Genomic DNA, 24,103 nt, shown 5'->3' with positions numbered 1-24,103 from the left:
CCTGGGCCCCAGGCGGGAAGGTCACATACGTTCTTTTAGGGATAAAGGGTTCCCAGCATGCAGAGCAAAAATAAAAGGCCGTCCGTATGTTTTTCGAGGTATTGCCGGATCGCCTGTAAGGCTTTGGTCATGTGGCTTTTCACCGTGAGTTTGGAAATCCCGAGCTTTTCGGCGATCCGGGCGTGGTCCAGGCCTTCATTACGGCTGAGCTCGTAAACGGCCCGCTGCTGGGCGGGCAGCTGCGCCACCGCCTTCAGGATCAGTTGTTTGGTTTCCTTTAGCAGCAGTTGCTGTTCCGGCAGGGCGGAGGTTTCCAGGAAATACTGCTCCAGGTGGTCGACAAAGGGCTGCTCCGCGGTTTTTTTGCGCAACTCGTTGTAGATATGGTTGCGGGCCACCATAAACAGGTAGCCGTCGAATTTATCGATGGCGGGCAGTTGCTCCCGCCTGATCCAGATTTTCAGGAATACGTCCTGCACGATCTCCTCCGCTAAGGGGGAGGATTTTGTCAGCGCAAAGGCAACGGAATAAATGTGGTCCCAATAATGGTCAAACAGCTGGCGGAAAGCGGCTTCATTGCCTTCGGCCACCTGCAGTATCCATTCCTTATCCATATTTATGACAGCGCCAGGCACGTTCGGGAGTGATTTCGAAAAGAAAACCGGTTGATTTAATTTCCAAAGATACACTACCATGTTTTCAGGCTACAGAATGATTTGGAAACCTAAAGGCAAAGCGCCCCGGTTACAGATCGTTTTTTCTTTATGTTTCCAAATCATGCTACTCGATTGCTGCTTTGTTAAAACGGATGATTGTCGTTAAAAGGCAGCGGCTGCAGGGTGAAGACCTCCCGGGCCTGTCCGCCCATCAGCAGGTGGATGTAGGAATGCAGCGCATACCCTGTTTTGCCGTCGCTGGTGACCGTGGAAAGATAGACGGGATCGGTGGTGGAAAACGTGCCGGTGGCCGTTGCGGTTTTCCAGTTGTCCTTGCTGTTAAAGGTCAGCACCTTGTCGGTGGTGTAGCCGGCCCCGTTGTTCACCACCAGCAGTTGCTTGCCGTCCTTGCTCAGGAGCAGGCCGTCCGGAACGGAAATGGGCGTCTCCAGCTGGACCTTGGTATAGGAAGAGCCGTCCGACTGGATTTTGAGGATACTGTTCGTGTACGAGTGGCCCACCAATAAATAACCGGACTTGTGGTATTCGATGCCGTTCAGCCCAAAACCGCCAGGCGGGGGCGTAAAAGCCGCATCCTGGAACAGGATGGAAGCCTTGCCGGAAGGCGTCACTTTGTAAATGATCCCTGCATAGCTGTCGGTAACGTAGGCATTTCCCTGGGGATCGATCGCTACGTCGTTGGCCAGGTGCGGCGCTCCGTCGTTGGCTACGGCCGCCAGGTCCGCCAGGAAGATGCGGCTCCCGGACTTCAGGTCGTAAACAGCCAGCTGGGCCAGCGTCCCTTCTACATTGGCATTGGCGACCAGCAGCCGTTTGCCGCCTTTGTCGATTTCCATTCCGGCCGTGGAAGCCAGGGCCGCATCCTGGATAATAGGCGAGTACACCCCTTCGCGGGTAACCGCCCCGATGGTTCCCTGGGCAATGGAGCTGACCAGGAAGCGGTCATTGAAGGGATCGTACACCACGCCTTCGGGAAAAACAAAGGGTGCGGTAAAATGAATGGCATCCTGGGGGGTGGCCGGTTTGGCAGCGGCGGCAACCGGTTCGTAAGCGTCCGGGCGGAGCGGCGCATCGCTTTTTTTGCACGCAGCAAAGAAGACCGCCAGTGCGGCTGCTGTCAACATTTTCTTTTTCATGGAGGCAGTTGTTTAAGGAATGAAAATACTGATGAGTTCGCTAAAATAGCGGGCGCTTCCAAAAGGATAAGCCGCCCGACAATTTATTTTTTAAATACCGTTCGGTATGTATATTTGCACCATGGGCCGTAATTCTCACATACCTACCGCGGATACCGAGCAATACATCCTGGAGAAGGTATGTGATGTTTTTAATAAAAAGGGCTATTGGGGTACCTCCTTAAGTGATTTGGAAAAAGCTTCCGGGCTGACCAAGGGAAGTATTTATGCGAACTTCAGGGATAAGGAAGAGGTTGCCTTAAAAGTATTCGAATTCAACTACCAGCACATGCGCCAGGCGCTGCAGCAGCGGGTGTCCGGGAAAGCGGCCGCTAAAGAAAAGCTCCTCGCCCATATTGAATTTTATCTCGACTACTACCCCACTATGAAAACCAAGGGCGGTTGCGCTCTTCAAAATGCGTTGGTAGAGGCTGATGACACCAACCCGGCCCTTTTTGAGCGGGCCAGGCAGGCGTTAGCCTCCTGGAAAGATTCGGTGCAGCGCATCCTCGAAGAGGGGGTTCAAAACAGGGAGTTTGGTCCCGGCCTGGATGCCGGGCAGTATGCCGCCTATCTCCTGGCCTCGATCGAAGGCGCCATCCTGGTGGCGAAATCCCTGGACAGTCAAACGATTTTTGCCGATATCCTCGGCCATGTAAAAAGCGAGATCAGCCGATTATAAATTTTTTTGGACAAATAAATACTGATTGGTATGAAAAATAAACGAGTCGTCGTAACCGGGTTGGGGACCGTCAACCCCTTGGGACTGCGGGTACCGGAGTTTTGGGAAAACCTTATTGCCGGGAAGTCCGGGGCCGCCCCCATCACGAAGTTTGATGCCACCCATTTTAAGACGCGATTTGCCTGCGAGGTGAAGGGTTTTGACCCGGAAGCCTATATTGAACGGAAGGATATCAAAAAATACGACCTGTTCACCCAATACGCCCTTGCCGCCGCCCAGGAAGCGGTGGCGGATGCAGGGCTTCCATTCGAAACGCTGTCCGATAAGGAACGGGCCCGGATGGGCGTTATCTGGGCTTCGGGTTATGGAGGGATCAGCACCTTCGAGTCACAGTTAGGGGAATTCCACGCGGGCGACGGGACGCCCCGCTTTAATCCCTTTTTCATCCCCAAAATTATCACCGACATTGCCGCCGGCGCTATTTCCATCCGTTACCAGCTCTATGGCCCCAATTACTGTACGGTATCTGCCTGCGCTTCTTCCAATACCGCCATCATCAACGGTTTGGACCTTATCCGTTCCGGCAGGGCGGATGTGATCATTGCCGGGGGTTCCGAAGCCTCCATTACCCCGGCCAGTATCGGCGGGTTCAATGCGTCGCAGGCGCTGTCGAAAAGGAACGACGATCCCCAGGCTGCCTCCAGGCCCTTTGATGTGTCCCGGGACGGGTTTGTAGCAGGAGAAGGAGCGGGCGCGTTGATCCTGGAAAGCTATGAGCATGCGCTCCGGCGGGGTGCCCGGATCTATGCCGAAGTGGCGGGAGGCGGCATGGCTGCGGATGCCTACCATTTGACGGCCACGCACCCCGATGGCCTTGGGGCCGTTTTGGGGATCCGGGCGGCACTGGAAGATGCACAGCTGCATCCTGCTGCAATCGGGTACATTAATGCGCATGCCACTTCCACCGGGGCAGGAGACCTGAGCGAGATGAACGCTATTGCAAACGTTTTTGAGGATACGACCGATCTGTTCATTAGTTCTACGAAGTCCATGACCGGTCATATGCTCGGAGCTGCCGGGGCCGTAGAGTCTATTATATCCGTATTGTCCGTTTATGAAGGCGTCCTCCCTCCTACCCTTAATACGAGCGAATTGGATCCCTTGATCCCGGCTCAACTGAACATTCTTACGGGAAAGGCTATAAAGAAAGAGATTCGATATGCGCTCAACAACAGCTTCGGCTTTGGCGGACATACGGCAACTTCCATTTTCGGCAGGATATAGCCTGTAAGTTATCCGGGGTAACCATGGGAAATGCCGCCGGGCTCCCGTGAGCCTCATCGCGGGGAGGGTATTTTCGGCAGGAGCATAAAAATACAAGGTCCTCCCGCCTGGGAGGACCTGTTCACCTTTCATTTTCCCTTTAACTTAAAAGCTACCATTTTTTGTCGGTGCCGTAGCCGCTGTTGTAGCGGTCGTCGCCTTCATTCACGAAGGCGGTGAGCGGAAAAGGCAGGCTAAGCAGGAAAGCGTAGCAGGTTTGCACTATTTTTAAAGCGGGAAAACAAAACTGCATGAAAAGCGGAACACCTCCACCACAGGAAGATAAAAAGACGATTTACCAAGGTCTTAGGGCAAAATTCTTCCCCATTCACCCAACCGACAGTACCCTGGTAAAGGCGGGGAAGACAGCAGGCTTCTTCGTTTTCGGAGCTTTTTTGTTACTGGTTTCGCTAATGGTAGGCCTGGCCGTAGCTTTTGTATTGTAATGAATCGATCCGCAAACAAGCTTTTTGTACTTTACGCGGCATGCTGGTGCGGGGTGCGTTTATCCCGGTGGCTGCAGTGCCCGCTGCCCTGGATCAACGATTACCTCACCGACTTTTTGTTTGTGCCGGTTACGGCGCATATCTCCCTGGCGTGCATGCGTACATTTATTGTTTGCCGTAATTCCTATCGCTACCCGTTTCGTTACGTGCTGTTTATCGCTTTTTATGCGGCGGTTGTCTTTGAACTTATTCTGCCCCGCATCGCTCCCGTTTACACGGGCGACGCCGGCGATGTAGTGGCTTATTTTGCCGGCGGCTTTTTTTACTACTTTGTTCACCAGGGAAAGGCGGGAGAACCTGCGCCATAAACCGGGGGTACTGCCCAAAAATCTCCATCCGTCAGGGCTGCACGTTTATTGAATACTGTAACCGCCGTCCACGACCAGGGTATGGCCCACTACAAAGCTTGCCCCTTCACTGCATAGCCAAAGCACCGCACGGGCTATTTCTTCGGGACGTCCCAAACGCTTAACGGGTACGGTTTTCATCATCGCATCCAGTGCATCCTGCTGACCTCCAGCCATCATTTTGTCTACCATGGGCGTGTGAATGATACCGGGACAAATGGTATTGATCCGTATTCCCAGAGGGGCATACTCCAACGCTGCACTTTTAGTAAGCCCGATGACGCCATGTTTGGCTGCATGGTACGTTCCTCTTTGCGCACCGCCTAAGATTCCGCCGATGGACGAACAGTTTACAATGGCGCCACTGCCCTGCCTGCGCATCTGCTGCAATTCGTATTTCATGCAACTCCACACGCCCCGCAGGTTTACGCCCGTCACCCTGTCAAAATCCTCTTTGGTTTGGTCGGCCGCATCGGCCAGTACATTTTGGATACCTGCATTGTTAAAGGCTGCATCCAGCTTTCCGAATGCTTCCACGGTTTTATGGACCATCGCCGCTACTTGTGCCTCATCCGAAACATCGCAAACAATAGCAAGTGCCTTATGGCCATCCGCTATTAGCTGTCCCGTTGCTTTGTTTACCCCGTCTTCGTCCCAATCCGCTAATGCTACCGAGGCTCCGGCCTCAGCGAATGCTTTTGCTGCAGCAAACCCGATACCCTGGGCCGCGCCGGTAATCAGAACAACTTTGTTTTCCATTAGTGCCATAATTTAAATTTTTGTTTTTCTTATTGTCGATAAGGTTGTTTTTGCGTCAGGGCAAATGTTTACCCCACAAAGGTCCTGGCTCCCTGGTAAATGCCACTTATACAAACCACGGATAATGCTACCATTTTCACTGATCCGGAAACATCTCCATACAAGCTGGAAAATTCATAAGTAAATTTGAATTGGTTTTTAAATGCAAGTAAAATGGACCAGATCCTGAGCATTGATACGGTTAGCGAACACGACGCTTTTTATCATAAAGAGAATTTGCACCCATTGGTCAGCATTATGGACTTTGACGGCAGGGTGCCTAAAATCTATGCATCCAAAATGAATTTTGGGTTTTATGCGGTGTATTTAAAAGAAGTAAGGTGCGGTGATCTAAAATATGGGCGGCATACGTATGACTACCAGGACAGGACGCTGGTTTTCGTGGCGCCGGGGCAAGTCATCCATGTAGATATAAACAAGGACTATAAACCCCAGGGCTACGCTTTGTTGTTCCATCCGGACCTGCTGCGCGGCACCTCTTTGGGAAAGCATATTGACGATTATACCTTCTTTTCCTATCAATCCAATGAAGCGCTGCACTTATCGGAAAAGGAGCGAAAAATTGTATTGGACTGTTTCGGAAAAATCCGTTACGAACTGGAACAGGGGGTGGACAAGCACACGAAAATGCTCATAGCCGCGAATATTGAATTGTTCCTGAACTATTGCATACGCTTCTATGACCGCCAGTTCATCTCCCGAAATGAAGCCAATACAGACGTATTGAGCCAGTTTGAAAAACTGTTGAGCGAATTTTATCGCTCGGACAAGCCACAAACCATCGGCTTGCCGACTGTTACGTATTGTGCGGAGCAACTCCATCTTTCCACCAACTATTTCGGTGACTTGATAAAAAAAGAAACGGGTAAAACAGCCTTAGAGTATATCCAGTTGAAAATAATGGCTTTAGCGAAACAAAAGCTATTGGATGGTAAAAAAACCATTAACGAGATAGCATACGAACTGGGGTTTAAATACCCGGCGCATTTTACCAGGGCTTTCAAGAAGAGTACAGGCGTAACGCCCGTCGGGTATAGGTCGCTGAAGTAAGGTGCCCTTCGCCGCAATGTTTTATATGTTGTAACAAAATCTGCAATTTTAAAGATACCTGCATTGGACTTGCCCGATTGAACTACTCTCCGAATCAGGGCTTTTTCTTATTTTCTCGCGCAGCTATACCCTTAACGCTTCTTTTTCATAAAAGATTCACCTTCAAAAGCGGGTCATTCGCCGAAGGATCAGGGTAAAGCCCTCTCTGGCGTTCTATCTTTGACTGGTCAAACAATCCGAACCTTTTGAAAAATTAAATTCCAAAAAACAAGATCCAAAAATCCAAACCGTCCGTTTTCCGTATCCAGAAAAAGCCCGTTTTATCCGTAAGTACCTTTTGAAAACGTCCAGATCCTGAAAAACTAAAGGCGTCCGTATCCTGAACCGACGAACTTGTTAACGCCTTATAAACGATCCCCTCTCCGGAGGGGATTGTTGTTTTCCGATCAAGCCGGAGGCGACAAAACGACTGTGGGGGATGCGCAAATCGGAAGGACACTGCAGCGGGAAGAAGCCCTTTCCATCGAATGGATGTCGCTCCTACTTATTTTGATTATTGTTTATTCCTTCCCGGCTACCAGGTACACTTGCGGGTCACCCAACCTAAATTCTTCCCTGGAAATGGAACTGTAGGTGGCGATGGTGCGTAGCCCGGATTGTTGTAACAGGCTTTTCACTTCTCCCAGGGTAAATACATAATGTTTGAAGGCGTGCTCTTCCGTCCTGCCTTCTTTTGTATAAAGAAGACGGCTTATCAGGCAGCTCTCCTGGACCGAATAGCTGTTGTTGACTTCCATGGTTATGGCTCCAAAAGAATATGTATTATTATTCGCGTGCCGGGACAGGTGCGGCAAAATGCTTTCCGCCAGCATGCCGGAATGGATCACAAATTTCGCCCCTGTATAAAGGCTTGCAGCGACCTTTTCCACAAACAATTTCATTTTGTCCCTATTGAAATAGCCAAAGCTGTTTCCGAGGCACAGGGCTCCTGAAAACTGTTCCCTGAGGGGAACGGAAAGGATGTCCGCTTGAATGGCTTCAATGTTCAGGCTTTCGGAACGGATCTTATCGGTCAATTTTTGGATAAACGTCTCCGAAATGTCGATGCCGGTAACAGGGTATCCTCTTTTGGCCAGTTCAACAGCATGCCTGCCAAACCCGCAGGGGATATCCAGTATATGCCGGCCAGGTTGCAGGTTCCATTCACTTACCAGGAACGCCACTTCCTGAAGGGTCGTATCAGCGGGTAGGGCATTTTCCCAGATTTCGCAATTGATTCCCTGGAAAAAGTTCTCGTACCAATTATCGGAAATTTCAGTGGCCATGATGTTTCCTCCTTAGTGATAAACTTAAGTTATTCCCGGCGCATGCCTGCTGGCCTCCTCCCAAATTAACCGGACCGCCCTAAAGTAGAGAAAGCGGGCCAGGGTTCTCACCTGCTTCCTTCCGATGGTAGCGGGGCTTACAACCTCGCCGGGAGGCTGCGCCTGGGGCCGCTGTTCCGGCCGGCTTTGGAGGGGAAAAGGAGTTGCGGGCGATTCCAAAAATTTCGCTGTCTGTTCCTGCCTTCTTTTGTACTTTCTTTGCACGGCAAATTTTCCTTATGCAAATAATTGATACCCACGCGCATTTATACACGACTGAATTCGATGCCGACCGGCCGGCGGTAATGGAAGCGGCTGTCCGGGCCGGGGTAGGGCCGATCCTGTTGCCTGCCATTGACGGCGCCACCCATGAAGCCATGCTGCGGGTGGAGGCGGAATACCCCGTTTGCAAGGCCATGATGGGCCTGCATCCCTGCCATGTAAAAGAGAATTACGAGGAAGAGCTGAAGTTAGTGCAGGAGTACCTGGCCCGGCGTCCCTTTGTGGCCGTGGGCGAGATTGGTTTGGACTTTCACTGGGACACGACTTTTATGGAACAGCAGTACGATGCCTTTCACCGGCAGATCCGGATGGCCCTGGAGTATGGCCTGCCCATTTCCATCCATTCCCGAAAAGCCACGGAGGAGAGCATAGAGGTGATTCGGCAGTACCCGGGTCTGAGGGGTGTATTCCACTGTTTTAGCGGTACGACAGCACAGGCAGAGGCCCTGATCGGGCTGGGTTTTTACCTTGGTATTGGTGGGGTGGTGACGTATAAGAACTCCGACCTGGGGCAGGTGATTGGGGCGGTGGGGCTGTCTAATGTCATTTTGGAGACCGATGCGCCCTACCTGGCGCCGGTGCCGAAGCGGGGCAAGCGCAATGAAAGTGCCTACCTGACTTTTGTTATTGATAAGATTTCCAACGTTTTAGGGAGGGGTGCGGAAGAAATTTCAAAAATTACCACAGAAAATGCAAAAAAGCTCTTTGTACTTTCATAGGAAAGTGTATTTTTGCAGCCCATCAACGGAGAGGTGCTCGAGTGGTTGAAGAGGCACGCCTGGAAAGTGTGTATACCTCCAAAGGGTATCAAGGGTTCGAATCCCTTCCTCTCCGCAGGAAACTGTTCCAAAATTGCTAAAAACGCTGTAAATCAATGATTTGCAGCGTTTTTTGTTTTGGGCAATGTCCCAGAATTTTCAAAAGCGCACATATTTCAGGTGACCTTTTGGTGACCCATGGCCCCAAAAGGCAAAATAGGTCACCAAAACCCTTGTAAATAACTGATAATCAGCCGGTTCAAACTTTAGTCCGGTCGGTTTTGGACACTTTATTTGGTTAACTTCCCGAAAGGGAGAAAATGTGTGTTATGAAACGAATTGGTTTGCTCTTTTACGTGCGGAAGGCTAAAATGCTTTCCGATGGCTCCGCTCCCGTCTATGTACGCATTACCATTGACGAGCAGCGTTTTGAGTTATCCACCAAGCGCACCGTAAATCCCGCCCGCTGGAATGCCGCCGCTCAAAAGCTGAACGGCACTACCGAAGAGGTGCGTACCATCAACGCCTACTTCAAGACCCTGGAACAAAAGATATACGAGGCCTTCCAGCAGCTCAGCGCCGAAGGCGTTACGGTTACCGCCGAAGAGCTTAAAAACAAGCTCACTGGCAAAGACACCAAGCCTTTCCACTCCCTGGTGGCCATCTTCGAGGACCACAACCGGCAGGTGGAAGCCCTGGTAGGGCGGGAATTTGCCGCAGGCACCCTGGACCGCTACCGGGTCTCGCTCCGGCATACCATAGGCTTCCTGCAGTGGAAATACGGGAAAAAGGATATCGACATCGGAGAAATCAACCACGAGTTCGTGACCTCCTACGAGTTTTACCTCCGCTCCGTGCGCCGGTGCAACAATAATTCAACGGTCAAGTACATCAGGAACTTCAAAAAGATCATCCGCATCTGCCTGGCCAATGGCTGGATCGTCAAAGATCCTTTCCTGAACTATAAGTCCAAAATGAAAGAGGTAGTCCGGGACTACCTGAGCGAGGAGGAGCTCCAGCGGCTGGCGGAAAAAGAGTTTGGCAATGAACGGCTGGAGCAGGTACGGGACGTTTTCCTGTTTTGCTGCTTTACCGGTCTGGCTTATGCCGACGTGCAGAAGCTGAAGCGCTCCGAAATCTCAACCGGCATTGACGGAGAAAAATGGATCTTCACCAGCCGGCAGAAAACCGATACGGTTTCCCGGATTCCGCTATTACCCCTTACCCTTGAATTGGTGGAAAAGTATAATGATCATCCCCAATGTGTGAATCGGAACAAGGTACTGCCGGTTCTGAGCAACCAGAAGATGAATGCTTACCTGAAAGAGATTGCGGATGTCTGCGACATTAAAAAATACCTGACATTCCATATTGCCCGGCACACATTTGCCACTACGGTTACCCTTTCCAACGGGGTGCCGATTGAGTCGGTGAGCAAGATGTTAGGACACAAAAACTTGAAGACAACGCAACATTATGCAAAAATATTAGACCGGAAAGTTAGTGATGACATGAAAGTGCTGCGCCAGCTTTTTGCTAAACGAGGTAAAGGAAATGCAATCTGATGCTCAGTTTGCTTTGAAGTCCCTCATATTAATTAGAGTATTAATTATCAATAGCTTAGTCTGGGAGAAACTTCCGATTGTATATAGGGATCCAGTTTGTCAAGTACCTGACAATTCGGAGGAAGAGTCGAGTAGAAATGGCCTTTTCTATAATTTGAAAAACCGCCTATTGGAACAAATTACATTTCTTGAAAACGATTTTAAGAGTAGCGAAGAATTGGCCACCTTCACAAATTGTCAAGTCCCTAGCATAAGTTAGAGCTATTTAATTATGAAGAAGGCAAGTTCTTGGTTTCTAAATATAGCTCATGAGTCTACATTTCTAAGAAGTCGGGAGATTTAAGGCAAAATAACTATTTGATTAAAAAAATAATATATTAAAATGTGAAAATAAAAGTATTCTGTATCTTATTGACGGAGTATTTTTGTTCCCAGTAGTAATTACTTTATATTAGAAAGGGTCCTAGCTATAAAATTTGACCAAGAACTTGGCTTAGAAGTAATTTTGAGCCTAATTAGCGTATTTTTTCCCATGCTTGATACAATTGACAGAATAAGAAGAGAGGCGATTAAGGAGGTCGATCAGGATAAACGGTCCATGTTGGGTCAATATATGACTCCGGCAAGTGTGGCAAAATTTATGGCTTCGCTTTTTGAAGATAATAATATCGATAAGCCAATTTCCTTATTAGATGCAGGAGCTGGCGTAGGATCTTTAACCGCAGCCTTTTTGGACCGATCCCTTAACGGCTATGAATGCTCTAAAAGTATAAAAGTTGAAGCTTATGATATAGATAATACATTACTGCAATATTTTAAAAGTAATATAGCTCTCTATCAGCTTGCCCTACAAAATGTAGACGCTGTACTAGAGGTTGAATTATTTAATGTTGACTTTATTGTCAATGCTGTGGAGCGGATCAAAAGTAACAAGCCAAAAGTCTATACACATGCAATACTAAATCCGCCTTATAAAAAGATCCATAGTAAATCTGCGCATCGGCTATTGCTTCAGTCAATTGATTTTGGGACAGTGAACCTTTACTCTGCCTTTGTAGCCTTAGCTCTTATGCTATTACAAGAAAAGGGGCAATTAGTTACTATCATTCCAAGAAGCTTTTGTAATGGGAAGTACTATAAGTCATTTCGGCATTTCATTATGCAATCAGCAGTAATTAAGAGAATGCACTTATTTAAGGCAAGAGATAAGGCATTTAAAGATGATGATGTATTGCAAGAAAATATTATTCTTCATTTAGTAAAGGGAGGGGAGCAAGGGAATGTTATTGTTTCTCGATCAACCGATGAGAGCTTAGAAGATTTAACTGAATGCTGTTTTCTATTTGAGCAAATAGTTAAGCCTGGCGATCCAGAGGCTTTTATTCATATTCCTCATGTTGAAGTAAACTACCTGGAACAATCAAAGAACATCAGTTATCATTTATCAGACATCGAGTTAACTGTATCAACTGGGCCTGTAGTTGATTTCCGAGCAAAAGACTTTCTATACAAAAATCCTATAGAAGGAAGTGTGCCTCTGCTATACCCAGTCCATTTTAACGGAAAGGAAATCGATTGGCCAAAAGAAAGTAAAAAACCAAATGCCATTGCGCAAAATGGGAAAACTCAAAAGATGCTTTTCCCTTCCGGTTTTTATGTCGTCGTGCGCAGGTTCTCTTCCAAAGAAGAAAAGCAGCGCATTATCGCCCGGGTAATTAATCCTCACAAGTTGCAGGCCTCGTTTATTGGTATTGAAAATCACCTCAATGTGTTTCACTGGAATAAAAGAGGTATTCCTGAGGAAATGGCATATGGAATTGCCGCTTATCTTAACTCGTCTTATGTTGATTTACACTTCAGGAGTTTTAATGCGCATACCCAAGTAAATGCAGCAGACCTAAAACAATTAAAATATCCCAATAGAGAAGTATTGATGACCCTTGGCAAATGGGCGAAAAGCCTAGATACCTTTGAACAAAATTTAATAGATTTTCAGATTAAACAATTCTTATGAGTAAACTTAGAAAAGCTTCTGAAATTCTAAGCCTATTCAAAGCAAAAATAATCAAAGAGTCATATTCTATTAGAATATACTTAGCAAAGTATAGCTTTCCTATATGACTTATTAACCATAAAGCATACTGCACTCCTATCCATAGTATACTGTTGACTTCGTAGCCTAACTTTTTGTATCACAGATAAAAATATCATTGATTTGCTTTTAAATAAGAAAGATACATAGTAAATTCTTCAGCTAATTCACTATGTATAATCCTCAAATCATTTTTGATTGCTATGTTCTTAGGGTTGTTAATTAGCTCTTGTAGTTTTAATAATTTATTATGAACCTCATCTAACTTCCAAATGAGCCGGTACCTGGTTAAGTATAACTGCAACTTATTATACATATAATTGGCCTCTTTTGAGTTAGGTTTAGGAATTATAGAACCATTATGATCTCTTTCAAAATGATCGTTAAAGTCAATATCGCAAGGGTCAATGTAGTCTCCTTCATCATCTGACTTTAAAATATTGACGTATGAACAACAATAAACTAGATTTGAATAATCTGTTTCTAAGTCAGGATTCTTAGAGAACGGTTTGAAATGGTCGATATGAAATGTGCTTGTTCCTCCAAACCAAAAGTCAGGGCAGTCGGTATATCCGCATCTATTATTGAAGTCCTTTGCGATATGCGACTTATAGCTTCTGTATACTTTATACTTTTTAGTGCAAGTTCGTGAGGGGCAACTGCTTCTAAATTTATTTGACATTGCTATCGTCTATCTTTTTTAGTAGTTCATCAACTTTGTTTAAAATAGTATTAAGCCTATCTGAGTTTGACAATAACTTTAATTCTGCAGGAATAGAATTTTTAGCATCCACAGATTTTTCAAGGAAATCATCCAGGTCGATTATTCTTTTTTCCACTCCTATGTCTGCTTGTCCGGATTCTCTGATCTTTATAAGGGCTAGCAACTCGGCTTTTGCGTTCTCAATCCTTGATTTATAATGTTCAATTTGACTAATTACTCTATCAAGAAATTTAGCTTTAGCATTGCCTTCTTCTTTATTATACAATATGTTTTTTATGTACACAATATTTACATCATCGCTCTGGCTAATTGCTTCATCATCTAGAGCTGTCAATACAAAACACGGAAAATAATCTCTAATGGATTGATACTCTCTAACTAGGTCCACTCCATTATAAGGAACATTATATTTAATATCGCCTTTCATTTCATTTAAACGAAAGTCAGTGATTAAAGCATCAGGTGCTAACTTAATTATATAATCAATCATTTCCTCCATGCTTTCTAGAGGAAGCTTAGTAAATGGTTTAACCGATACTTTGGATGGAAATTCATCAACATAATCGGCAAAGTCTTCAAGTGTATCTTGCTCTTCGTCTATAAAAAGTAATTTATACATGTAATTGTGACTTATATTTTATGGGAAAACTAATTCTTAGGCCGAAACCTATTTTGGGAAATAATAGTTTTATTTTCCCATTATTTTCTTCGACAATTGATTTGACCAACCACATTCCTAAACCAGTTCCTTCTTCTTCGCCAGTATGTGCATTCCTTTTGGTTGTATATAATGGCTCGAAAATTCTCTCTGGCTCTACAATGTCGCTCGAAAGCCCAGGCCCATTGTCATAATAATCAAAAGTGATATCTTTTGCATTGCTGGAAACTTTAATCGTTACAATTCTTTCTCTTGTTTCTTTTGAAATGATGAAAGCATCAATGGAGTTAACTAAGAGGTTATTGAAAATGCTATCAATATCGATTTCAAACACCCTCATATCCAACTCTTCAATTTCGGAAATATCCATGGTAATACCTCGATTTTCGAAGACAGTATTCCAATCGTTTTTAAAAGTTGTAAAGTAAGGTTTGAGATATAATTGCTTTCTTCTTCTTTTATCCTTCCTTGTAGCTCCGAGAGAAAAGTTTAACCAATTTTGAAGTTTAATATCTTGTTTCTTTATCCGTTCAAGTTGCTTGAATGGGTTCTTTCTATCTTCTACGTCCGCATAATCGCTTTCCTTTATGCGGTCGATAATTAATTTTTTTAACTTGTCTGTTCTTGAAGCAAGTACATCATTTAATTTGCTGAGATCATGGCTAAACGATGCTAGTACAATTCCACTACTAGCCAAGCCTCTAAGGACTTTTTGTTCTTCTTTTAACTTTTCTATTTCTTCTTCTTTTCTTTCAATCTCGCTAGCTAATATTTCTTTTTCAGTGTCTGTTTCAGTATATTGTTCCTGGTTATTATTGTTCCCATCATTCTTTGATTGAGGTCTTTGCGCTGCTCTCCTTGCTCTACTTTCTGTCAAGATTCTTTGTTTGAGCTCTTCCGCTTTTCGTCTATCTCTTTCTGGCCCGTATTTTAAATCATCATAAGCTGACATTTCCCGCGCTATATATGACCTGTCTTCTTCAAACTCTGCGATTACTTCAGCTATTAAATTTTTGAAGACCTGAAAAGTTTTATTTTCTTGTAGTCCTTCGCGGCTTGATTTATCTTCAAAGTTTACATTCGTTAGTCTAGAAATTCTAATTGCGCCAGCTACATTTTCAGGTTCTACTTTGTAGCCTCCTTCTTTTTTACCGATACCTGCAGGGCTTGCTGACTTTCTATTGCCAAGCCCCAACCAGTCAAATGCAGTGTCTTTCACCTCGCCATACGGTCTAACGCGAAAATTGTCTCTGAATAATTTAATGCCGCCAAACTTATTTAACCAATCTCTTCTTGCGTTCGACAGAAAGTTCTTATTGAAAAATTTTTTTGAATCGAGAGAATTGGTTTGCCTCTTTAGAAAATAAAATGTAAAATCAAATACGCCTATATTGTCAAAAGTTTTATCCTCATCAACCGCTCTAAACCCTTGCAATAATTGCGAAAATGTTGTTTGCTTTTCCCAGTATCCGTTTAAAAAGTCAGCCTTTGTGTAATTCTTTTTTTGCATTGCCTCTCTGCTGAAAAAGTCATTAGGAATCAACTCAAGGTCATACTCATTTCTGTAAATCTTGATTTTGACATTTTGATTTTCGTCTGCTACTGCTGTAAGCTTATAATCGAAATCGTCACATACTGAACCTAAGACTTCGCCGTATTTTTCACGCATTAAGGAACTAAAAACAAATATTTCAAAGCCTCCAGTTTCCTTTGGCGGCACCAAAACTTCTAAGTCCGAATATACCTGATCAACGAAGTAATCCTCCCAATTGTCTCTTAAATCACTTATCTTTAGAATGGTTCCATATTTAAAATCTTTTTCTGATTCTATTTTTGTCAAATCTATTTGAGGTATTCTAATTAATAATTCTTCTTTTAAATAACTAGTTTTTATGCCAGTTAAAATTGCTCCGACTTTATCTATGGTTTTAAACTCTCCTTCAAAGTCCTCCCAATTAACAGCCCAATGATATCCAGTGTACTCTGTTGAATTCCCCTCTAGGTCAGTATCAAAATGGTAATCGGGATTAAATATTGTCGTCATTTCACACTTGCTTCCTAGTTTATCTAAAGCAAATCGGCCAATTCCTTTCGCGCCTGCTTTTACTCTTCCAGATTTTGTAAAAACTTCATTAGCTTTATTATCAGTTCCAATGGTCATCCAATGGTCTCTAATAATTTTTTGCGTCATTCCTTCTCCGAAATCAATTATGTAAAGAGTGGAGAGTTTTGAAATCTCATTTTTGAAACTAACTTTTCTATCTTCTGTAATGTTAGGTCTTGCTATATATGACTCATCCTTCTTTTCATATATTTCATTTAGTAGTTCGGGTTTTATGTTCTTAGATAGCAAATCATCTATGTAATCCTGCTCAACCTCATTTAGAAATAGCGAATATTTGTTGTCAAAGTAGACAATGCATATTTTACTGTCAGCATCATAGCCATTTTTCACTAATTCTATAATTGCACCTTTTGACGTAGCAATATTCTCCCGACCTATCAACCTAGCCGTTCTTGCAGATACTTTAAATGGGACTAAATTTGAATTTATATTCTCCATCATAATCGTTGAAGGTTATGCTTTTAAACGGACACCTTTAATAGGATGTAAAATCGTACATAATTAGAATGCTATATAGTAACTTGGACTAATTATATAAACGGTACTATCAATTGTCATTTTTCTAAAGCTATGAAGGTCTCCCCCCTCTATTTGTAATCCTTTTTATTAGATAATTCATAAAAATTTTGCATGTTGCTTTAGGTTTACTATGGCATTTAGAAAATCAAAAAACCACTATAAATATTGTTCCTTGACTTGAAAGAAGCTTGATCAATATGATATTCGCCTTTTAATAAAAAAATCGCTTAATTAGTAAAAACTTGCTAATTGTTTTAGTTCTCTAAAATCTTAGGTCCCTTTTAAGACTAAGAAGGAATTAATTATAGAAGCAAATTGAAAATGTTTTTATAAGGATTCATCAAAATATACTAAAATAGCTTCCTAAAAATTTATTGCCAAATAATATTTTTCCATTGATAGTCAAACAGTTGGAATACAAAGCTTCACTATTGAGATATAAATTTGTCTGCCCTTTTAATATTATTAAATACTATGTATTTTTAATATTCATATTACTCAATCGAGTGGTGGCAATAAAAATATCAGGATTATTAAGGGAAATAGTGACGAACTTGTCGATTGTTAGACTTTACTTATTGCTGCTCGTCCAATTCGCTAAGTGAGTTAGCAAATGTTTGTTCGCGAATACTTTTTCAACCAAAAGTTCTTTGACTGACCTCAAATCAGTTGTAATCTCTATACCCGAGTGACCGAAATCCGGGGAAGCCGGCAACTGTCTTTAGCCTGTTCAAGTAAAGAAGTGGCTGGCTATTCTTGCCATTGGTTGTTCATCTGAATAAGGGGCCTGGATACCTTCTCAAAGAAATGAAAAAAAGAAAGCCCTTATTGATCCAGCCTGTGCAGGGTCAAGGGATGATATTACATGTTTAACCGTTTTATGCCGGGATGCTTTTGGCTGCAGGGATTTAGGAGCTGTTTGTCCTTGCCTCATCGTCGCGGCAGGCCCCTAACCCTGTTTTATCTTTTGATACTTTTTTTGAATTACAATTCAACACAATCTGCACTTATTGCTCTGTTTATATCTGAAAAGTTATCTGGCAATCCAGGACGTTGTACTGACTCATTATTAGCTTCTTTTTCAGCTATAAATAAGTTTAAATCTAAAAGTTGCTGCAAAATATCAATACGTTTGGAAAAGCCGTAAGCTTCATAAACAGATTCGTCTAACGAAGCATGTAGGTCTTTTAACCTATTTGCACCTGGTTTATCCATTAGTTTGTATAAATTACTTAAAGTCATGTTGTTTTTATCCATGATTTCATGCCTGCCTAATCTTAAGTCTCTAGCAGCTTTGGCAACTTTTAAAATTTGTGTTGTTGTAGGATTTTGAGGCCAAGGGTATGTGTCCCAAATTGATTCTGTAGTGTACCTTGGGTCTCCTTTCATTGTAGAGCACTTCTCTTGGTACCATAAGATATGAAAGCTTGATTGAATAATGCCAAATGAGTAATCATCTTCAAATGCAAAAGCCATCATTGCGTCATTTGGATTTATTTCACTTGAGATAAATTCAAAAATAGGCCTTTTTGATACTCTTGAACAAGCAATGTATCGTGATATAACTTTTATCCTTGCTAGCATCTCTTTACGACCGTAGGATAGCTTCCACCAATTATTGTAGAAGTTTATGTGATGTTTATTGACCTTAGCCTTTGGATTGACGTTAAGAAGGTCACTATTGTCTTCTTCTTGTCTTTTAGCTTTTTCTTCCCTTTCCGGTAGAACATCTCTTTCTATTATTGAAAAAACTTTCTTGTATGTTGATGCAGAATTAACATCTAAGTTTGTGAAGTCAATCACATATCTTTTAGGCTGAGAGCCTTTATTAGAAAGCATTTCGTCACCTATAAGATATGGCCTTAAAACCTCCGAATATCGTTTGTTTTCCTTTATTAATATGTTTGCAGTTTTAATGTCGACCAAAAAACTTTCATGCCCATGGGTTTGTCCTTGGAAAACCATTTTTGGATTTTTGTTATTTAACAGCACTTTAGCCCCTGTTACATCGGTTCTAATACTTAAACTGCTATTAATTTTGTTTAGCTCATATTTGTGAATCTTCCCGCGGTCATCTTCAATATAAAGCAGCTTTTTAATCGGATACTCGCCTTTTTTCCAACAAACGATAGAGACAAATACCACTGCTATACCAGGCCATTTCTGAGTTGAAACTGCATTGAAAATTATTCCACTATTCTTGATGATATAATCTAAACTGCCTATTCGGCTATAGTTCTGTCGTATTGTATTAGTAGCAACTAGACCGGCAAAATCGCCTTCTTTAAGCTGTTTGTGGGCTTTGTAAAACCAGTAAGCGGAATAATCAGCTCGTCCAGGTATTTCTAGATAAGCTTTTCTAAGCTTATCAACATACTCTAATCCCAATTCTTCTTTTATCTTATTTTTTGATTGAAACGGCGGATTTCCAATAATAACATTAACCTCAGGCCAATTGGTAAATAGGGCGTCAGCGCAAATTATATTTGCGTCCAAATTATCAAGCGGAAGAGCTGGTTCCATTTGTAGCTCTAACCCCAATTGCCTAGTTTCAATGATAGTCTGCGCTTCTTTAATTGATAATTCTTTTGCAAGCATAAGGGTTACTTTAGCTAGTTCTACTGCGAAGAAGCTATTGTCAATGCCAAAAAACTGTTTTGGGCTTACAAGGGTCTGTACGCCTACTCTCTGTGCGGCATCTTGGCCAAAGTTTAGATGAATCTTGTTGAGTATATCAATTTCTATCCTTTTTAGTTCTCGATAGGCGATGTAAAGAAAATTTCCACTACCACAGGCTGGATCCAATACTTTATATTTTAAAACTTCCCTCCTCAAAGTTTGAAGTTCCTTCAATGTTTTAGCTTTTTCAATTTTCTCTCTCCAAGGCGCAACAATAGTCGGATATACGACTTTATAAATATCAACTTCGTGTGTAAAGTGGGATCCAGTTGCGTGTTGTTCTTCAGTGCCCATGCTCTCTTGAAAGATAGTGCCCAAAATTGCTGGGTGAACTTTTCGCCAATTCTCTTCAGTTGCTTTTTTTAGCAGTTTCAAATCTTCTTCATTTAACTCTATGGGATCAAAAGAATTGAATAATCCACCATTGAAATAGGCAACTTCTTTAAACCTTCCACCCTTCGCGGGCGTAGGTGAGGCCATTTGTCGGAATAGCCCACTTAATAAATCATATGCTGTTTCTTTGTCTTTACAATCATTTAAAAGCTGCGTAAAAAGCCCATTAGGCAGAAGTGCAATATCTTCTGCAAACATTGCAAACATAATCTGTAGAATAAATCGTTGGGCCTTTTCTCTTTCTATTCCTCTTTCAATTAATCGCCTGAATACAGATGAAACATGCTTTGCTGCCGCTTCAGTAACGTCTATAAGATTATTTTGAAATAATGGCTTTTTCGGAATTGGGAAAAGGAAGTTTAGGGCAGTATATCTTTCTAAAAGATTTTCTGTTTTAATTTTATCTAAAGGTTCATCCTGTTTTGAAAAGTTGTAAACGATGAACTCATCAAAATTGCAGAGTATTACGTACTCTGGACTCTCGGGCCGCAAGTTCCACCAATAATCAAAGGCTTGGGTTCTGTAGCTCTCAAGCTTTGTGCCTCGTTTTTTCATTTCAATTAATACTCGGTTGCTCCAAAGCAAATCTGCAAATCGTGTTGATTTCTTACTAGACTTCACTCTGTACTCTAGAACTGCTCCGGCTTCTTTATACCCATCATGGCCAAAAGCCTGAAAAAGCCTATCGCAAAATACTTGTGCTTCTCCTTTTTCATCCCCCTTTAGAGTTCTAGTATATTTAATAAGTTTTTCAATTCCAGTGGTTGTATAATTCAATGTTGTAGTTTTTTTATAATAAAATATATTATATAAATATTTTGTTAACGCTTCGTCCAGTTACTGCCAGACCTTTTGCGGATGAGCCGTTGGCGGTAGCCTGTACTAGCGCCTTGGGGTGGAGGACTTTAAAGGACTTTTCTAGTTTTTGGAAGGCATCGGTCTGGCAATCCCGTAGGCCGGTGGTTTTGGGGGCAGGCTGGTCTTGGAGGCGCTCTCGGAGCGACCAGGCTTCTTTCAGCCATTGTCGGAAGGTTTCGGGACGATGAATGGTAAAAGCGGGACGGGAGCGAGGCTTGGGGTTATGGTAGTCTGTGGAGCGGGTAAGCTCGCCTGTGCTCTCGTATATAAAGGGGAGGCGATCGTTGTTCAGGTATTTGAGCTTGACGTCGGCGTAGATCTTCCCCTGGTCTTCGCGCATGGTGAGGTGGACACCTTCTTCCTTTTTCTTGGCCTTGATGATGCCTACGGGCTTTTTGTCCACGAACAGTACGTAATCGGCGGGACCGACATCAGGCTTGTACTCCCGCACGGCCACACCCGGGCCCGCATGGAGGTTGATCTTGTTTTTTGACTGCACCAGCCAGCCGCAGGCGGCCAACTGCCGGTCGATTTCGTCACGGGCAATTTGTTCCGGGTTCTGGTTCATGGTACGAGGCACTAAAAATAATACTTATGCGTAAATAGGCAAAACCGAGAAATAGAAATTTGAATTTTGCGAGTTAGGGAAGAAGAAAATATAAAAGGATGAGTAGCTTAAGTTGATTAGCTTTCTGTTATATAAGAAAATTCATTTCCCTGCACTATTAAAGAGGTTTAGTTTACGGTAAGCCCAGGAGCAAGCTCAGCTAATTGAAGCCTTCTTAATAATAAGATTTCAGTGTTTTTCCTATAATCAACTTGTAAGCATTATCAACTTTTAAGGCTTATGGGAATGGTGAATTTTAATCAATGTGCCCATTTGCCAGTTTAATGAATAAGACATGACTTAGGCAATAGGTTTAGGATATGCCTGCTATCCTATAACTGATGAAACCTTCTACAAAGTGTAGAAAGTCTTTGTAGATAAATTGCCTTCTACAAATTGTAGAATTTTCTTGGATTTGTATGTTTTTAATTACTTGATAGACAATGTATTAGGGGTGGTCAGAGGCAATGGGGCTTTTAGTTGCTAAAACTAATTAATTAAATTAATTAGATTATTTAATTAAAATAGTTACATAATCTATCTATAATACCAAACAAACTTGGTAAATTTGAAGGTATCAAACTTGATAATTTCAAGAATGATATAAAAAAAATAAACCCCCAGTAGAGTGGATTTCTACCAGGGGTGTTAAAAAAACAGCTAAGGTCATGCGGGAACATCAAGTTTGGACCTATTATAGCCCCCACATGATTTCCTGTTTTATCTGCTCATTGGGTTGAGCGCGATCTGCTTTTTTGGGTCTATCTCAAATTTACAAAATTGCTTCTGATAATAATACGTCGGAAGCTTTTTATTTTTTGCCCCTACAGGCATTACTGTTAACAACATCTGCAATTTTATTGACTCAGCCGTTGGGCTATTCATAAAATACGGCGTCATTGTTTAATGTTTCAAGCTTCGCAGGGACGGAATTTTCCGATTTTCCACCACGTCCACAAATCCACTGGAAGAAAGTAGGCAATCTTTAGAGGCGGTATGGCACAATACAGCTGACTGATTAAAAATAGAAGTCCCGGTTCGGAACACCGATATTCTTTCCCGTACCTGTATAACCTTTAACGCGCGTGAACAGCATCTTGGCCGTTTCGCCGGTGAGCTGTCTGTTCATTGATTATATCGGCGTTTTCCTTCCCATAGTCTTTCCAAAGCTGTCTGAAATGCTAAATGCTTGGGAAGATAGCTGCCTTGTTAAAACAGACAGTGGCGGCTGCTCTAATTATTAATTATTTACAGGAATAACCGGCTGAACACCTTCTCAAAGAAAAAAAGAGAAAAAAAAGAAAGCCCCTTCACCAGCGGCCTGCTTATACTGGCCAAAAGAAGCCGGAATAAATGCGGTGGGTTATTGCCGTTGCCCTTATTGGTGCAGCCGGTGCAGGATCAAAGGACAAGGATGCGTACTGAACCGTTTTATGCCGGAACACTTTTGGCTGCTGGGCTTTAAGGACTGCCTGGCTTTTTCCTGCCGCCCCTGCAGGCCGCTAACTTTGTTTTCTTTTTTGAAGCTCTTATCCGGCGCCTTCTGATTAAGGTTTTCCTTTCAGCCGGCGCTTCTTGGACCGGCATAATGCTTCCTTTCTATTTAACCGGAAGCCGGGGCGTCGTTAATGCCTTTTATGGTCTGGGAGATTAGCCCAAACTTCAGCACCAATTTATCATCCCTGTCCCGGACACTGTACATCTGCTCTATTTCATCGTGATCAAAGCCTTTCAGCTGGTGTTGGAGCGTCTGGAGGATCTTGTCCTTCAGTAATTGATTCTTCTTTAGAATGGGCGCCATATGCCGGCCCAGCATCCTCGCCGCTGCAACCTTCAGGTCAAAGTCCCCCTGGATTAAATCATCATGGGTGCCGGTAAACAGTTCCTCCAAAGCTATTTCATGGTAATTCTTAACCAGGAACAGGTAATCCTCGAAATCCTTTGCCCTTCGGTCAGGCTTTTCACTGTAGGCCACCAGCTTCATGATGCACAGACCCGGCAGGGTCACTACCTTAAAATTGTCCTCGATCACTGCCGCCTCTTCTGTTACTTCCTTGCAGCCATAGACCGATAATTCGGTGGGTGGATTGTCCAGGAATACTTCCCCGTTTCGTTCCATTCCTCCAAAGGGGATTAAATCCATCGTTGCTCCATGGTAAAAGCGGTAGGGCTCCTTTTCGTCCCGCGTAAAGCCCTCCTCCTGGATCAGGTAGTCGTTCAGGGCGATCCAGGTTTCATAGTCTTTTACGTAAACCGAGTAATCGATATCCCTTGTCGTTCTCTTGACTAAGGGCAAATGGTTGATCCAGACATCCCTTGATTGGGCGCCAATTAAATAAAAATCTTTATTGAATTTCCGCAACGCCCTTTCCAGCGCCTCAAATATGTCTTTGTAGGCCTGCCTGATCTGTTCAAATTTAGGTAAGCAGGCGAGCAGCGGCATGTTGCCGGGCAGTGTGATGGGTGATAGCTTTGCTCTTAAAACCAAATGGGCATGGACAAAGCCATCAAAAAGCAACGCGTCAAACGAACCGACAAGAACAAAACAGAACTGATCCAACAATGGGAAAAGAGCGGACTACCCATTGCCTTCTTTTGCCGTCAGCAAAATCTCACTAACTCCCTTTTCCATTCCTGGTTCAAAGAATACCGACGCAAATCGATCACAATCCCGATGGCCGACTTTATCTCTCTACAAATCGCTGATCCATTCCCTGCTATACCAGATGACCAGGCAATCCCTTTGCCGACCGCTTTTTAGCAACAGCAAAAACCGAAGTGGATCTCTTAAAAAGACATTGCTTCGCTCTCTTTTCCTTTCACGCAAGATCTTTCCGGCTTCTCTAATCGTTTTACCGTAATCGATTGCCGGCATTTCCTAACTACCCAAAATACTACGC

Annotated in this window: 19 protein-coding genes and 1 tRNA gene; 10 read left to right on the top strand and 10 right to left on the bottom strand. The window is 43.4% G+C overall.

Features of this window, described 5'->3' with window-relative positions:
- Positions 1-35 precede the first annotated feature (35 nt).
- Complete coding sequence (locus V9K67_RS20960; protein ID WP_336725891.1) at positions 36-614, bottom strand: RNA polymerase sigma factor; 579 nt, start codon at positions 612-614, stop codon at positions 36-38.
- Between the two features lie 185 nt (positions 615-799).
- Complete coding sequence (locus V9K67_RS20955; protein WP_336725889.1) at positions 800-1,813, bottom strand: hypothetical protein; 1,014 nt, start codon at positions 1,811-1,813, stop codon at positions 800-802.
- Between the two features lie 121 nt (positions 1,814-1,934).
- Here V9K67_RS20955 and V9K67_RS20950 point away from each other — a divergent pair, with 121 nt between their 5' ends.
- The 4 genes from V9K67_RS20950 (at position 1,935) to V9K67_RS20935 (ending at position 4,671) form a co-directional block, all read left to right on the top strand.
- Positions 1,935-2,534 (top strand): TetR/AcrR family transcriptional regulator, encoded by a 600-nt coding sequence (locus V9K67_RS20950; RefSeq protein WP_336725887.1) that lies wholly within the window; start codon positions 1,935-1,937, stop codon positions 2,532-2,534.
- A 30-nt stretch (positions 2,535-2,564) separates the two neighbouring features.
- Positions 2,565-3,818, top strand: a complete 1,254-nt coding sequence (fabF, locus tag V9K67_RS20945) for a beta-ketoacyl-ACP synthase II (RefSeq protein ID WP_336725885.1) — start codon at positions 2,565-2,567, stop codon at positions 3,816-3,818.
- 290 nt (positions 3,819-4,108) lie between these two features.
- The gene (locus V9K67_RS20940; protein ID WP_336725884.1) at positions 4,109-4,303 is read left to right on the top strand and encodes a hypothetical protein; all 195 of its coding nucleotides are present in this window, start codon (positions 4,109-4,111) and stop codon (positions 4,301-4,303) included.
- A 53-nt stretch (positions 4,304-4,356) separates the two neighbouring features.
- Positions 4,357-4,671, top strand: coding sequence for a hypothetical protein (locus V9K67_RS20935; protein ID WP_336725883.1), 315 nt, complete (start codon positions 4,357-4,359; stop codon positions 4,669-4,671).
- A gap of 45 nt (positions 4,672-4,716) precedes the next feature.
- Here V9K67_RS20935 and V9K67_RS20930 read toward each other — a convergent pair whose 3' ends face one another.
- Positions 4,717-5,478: an SDR family NAD(P)-dependent oxidoreductase gene (locus V9K67_RS20930; protein WP_336725881.1), complete on the bottom strand. Its 762-nt coding sequence runs from the start codon at positions 5,476-5,478 to the stop codon at positions 4,717-4,719.
- A gap of 204 nt (positions 5,479-5,682) precedes the next feature.
- Between V9K67_RS20930 and V9K67_RS20925 the strand changes: the two genes are divergently transcribed.
- Positions 5,683-6,579 carry a helix-turn-helix domain-containing protein gene (locus tag V9K67_RS20925; RefSeq protein WP_336725879.1) on the top strand — a complete coding sequence of 299 codons (897 nt, stop codon included), beginning with the start codon at positions 5,683-5,685 and terminating at the stop codon, positions 6,577-6,579.
- Between the two features lie 560 nt (positions 6,580-7,139).
- On the opposite strand, the gene V9K67_RS20920 is transcribed toward V9K67_RS20925, so the two are convergent.
- Entirely contained in the window at positions 7,140-7,904 is a 765-nt protein-coding gene (locus tag V9K67_RS20920) for an SAM-dependent methyltransferase (RefSeq protein WP_336725877.1), read from the bottom strand.
- 278 nt (positions 7,905-8,182) lie between these two features.
- Here V9K67_RS20920 and V9K67_RS20915 point away from each other — a divergent pair, with 278 nt between their 5' ends.
- From V9K67_RS20915 to V9K67_RS20900, 4 genes are all read left to right on the top strand, one after another.
- Positions 8,183-8,944, top strand: a complete 762-nt coding sequence (locus V9K67_RS20915) for a TatD family hydrolase (RefSeq protein ID WP_336725875.1) — start codon at positions 8,183-8,185, stop codon at positions 8,942-8,944.
- A 27-nt stretch (positions 8,945-8,971) separates the two neighbouring features.
- Positions 8,972-9,059: transfer RNA gene (locus tag V9K67_RS20910), tRNA-Ser, on the top strand.
- 253 nt (positions 9,060-9,312) lie between these two features.
- Positions 9,313-10,548: a site-specific integrase gene (locus tag V9K67_RS20905; RefSeq protein WP_336725873.1), complete on the top strand. Its 1,236-nt coding sequence runs from the start codon at positions 9,313-9,315 to the stop codon at positions 10,546-10,548.
- Positions 10,549-11,080: 532 nt separating this feature from the next.
- A complete protein-coding gene (locus V9K67_RS20900) occupies positions 11,081-12,562 on the top strand; it encodes an Eco57I restriction-modification methylase domain-containing protein (RefSeq protein WP_336725871.1) in 1,482 nt (493 codons plus the stop codon).
- A 193-nt stretch (positions 12,563-12,755) separates the two neighbouring features.
- On the opposite strand, the gene V9K67_RS20895 is transcribed toward V9K67_RS20900, so the two are convergent.
- The 6 genes from V9K67_RS20895 to V9K67_RS20870 form a co-directional block, all read right to left on the bottom strand.
- Positions 12,756-13,322: an HNH endonuclease family protein gene (locus V9K67_RS20895; RefSeq protein WP_336725870.1), complete on the bottom strand. Its 567-nt coding sequence runs from the start codon at positions 13,320-13,322 to the stop codon at positions 12,756-12,758.
- The gene (locus tag V9K67_RS20890) at positions 13,312-13,983 is read right to left on the bottom strand and encodes a response regulator (RefSeq protein WP_336725868.1); all 672 of its coding nucleotides are present in this window, start codon (positions 13,981-13,983) and stop codon (positions 13,312-13,314) included. Before V9K67_RS20890 ends, V9K67_RS20895 begins: the two co-directional genes overlap by 11 nt.
- Entirely contained in the window at positions 13,976-16,588 is a 2,613-nt protein-coding gene (locus V9K67_RS20885; protein ID WP_336725867.1) for an ATP-binding protein, read from the bottom strand. The genes V9K67_RS20890 and V9K67_RS20885 overlap by 8 nt, the downstream gene beginning before the upstream one ends.
- 1,062 nt (positions 16,589-17,650) lie before the next feature.
- Entirely contained in the window at positions 17,651-20,515 is a 2,865-nt protein-coding gene (locus V9K67_RS20880; RefSeq protein WP_336725865.1) for a class I SAM-dependent DNA methyltransferase, read from the bottom strand.
- A gap of 28 nt (positions 20,516-20,543) precedes the next feature.
- Complete coding sequence (locus V9K67_RS20875) at positions 20,544-21,176, bottom strand: hypothetical protein (RefSeq protein WP_336725863.1); 633 nt, start codon at positions 21,174-21,176, stop codon at positions 20,544-20,546.
- Between the two features lie 1,630 nt (positions 21,177-22,806).
- Positions 22,807-23,499, bottom strand: coding sequence for a hypothetical protein (locus V9K67_RS20870; RefSeq protein ID WP_336725861.1), 693 nt, complete (start codon positions 23,497-23,499; stop codon positions 22,807-22,809).
- 198 nt (positions 23,500-23,697) lie between these two features.
- On the opposite strand from V9K67_RS20870, the gene tnpA reads away from it, so the two are divergent.
- Positions 23,698-23,964: an IS66 family insertion sequence element accessory protein TnpA gene (tnpA, locus tag V9K67_RS20865; RefSeq protein WP_336725858.1), complete on the top strand. Its 267-nt coding sequence runs from the start codon at positions 23,698-23,700 to the stop codon at positions 23,962-23,964.
- The last annotated feature ends 139 nt before the right edge of the window (positions 23,965-24,103 follow it).

The organism is Huijunlia imazamoxiresistens, assembly GCF_037132455.1.
Taxonomy (GTDB): domain Bacteria; phylum Bacteroidota; class Bacteroidia; order Chitinophagales; family Chitinophagaceae; genus Flavisolibacter; species Flavisolibacter imazamoxiresistens.
Note: the sequence above shows the minus strand (reverse complement) of the source record. Positions and strands in the feature narration are given on the sequence as shown.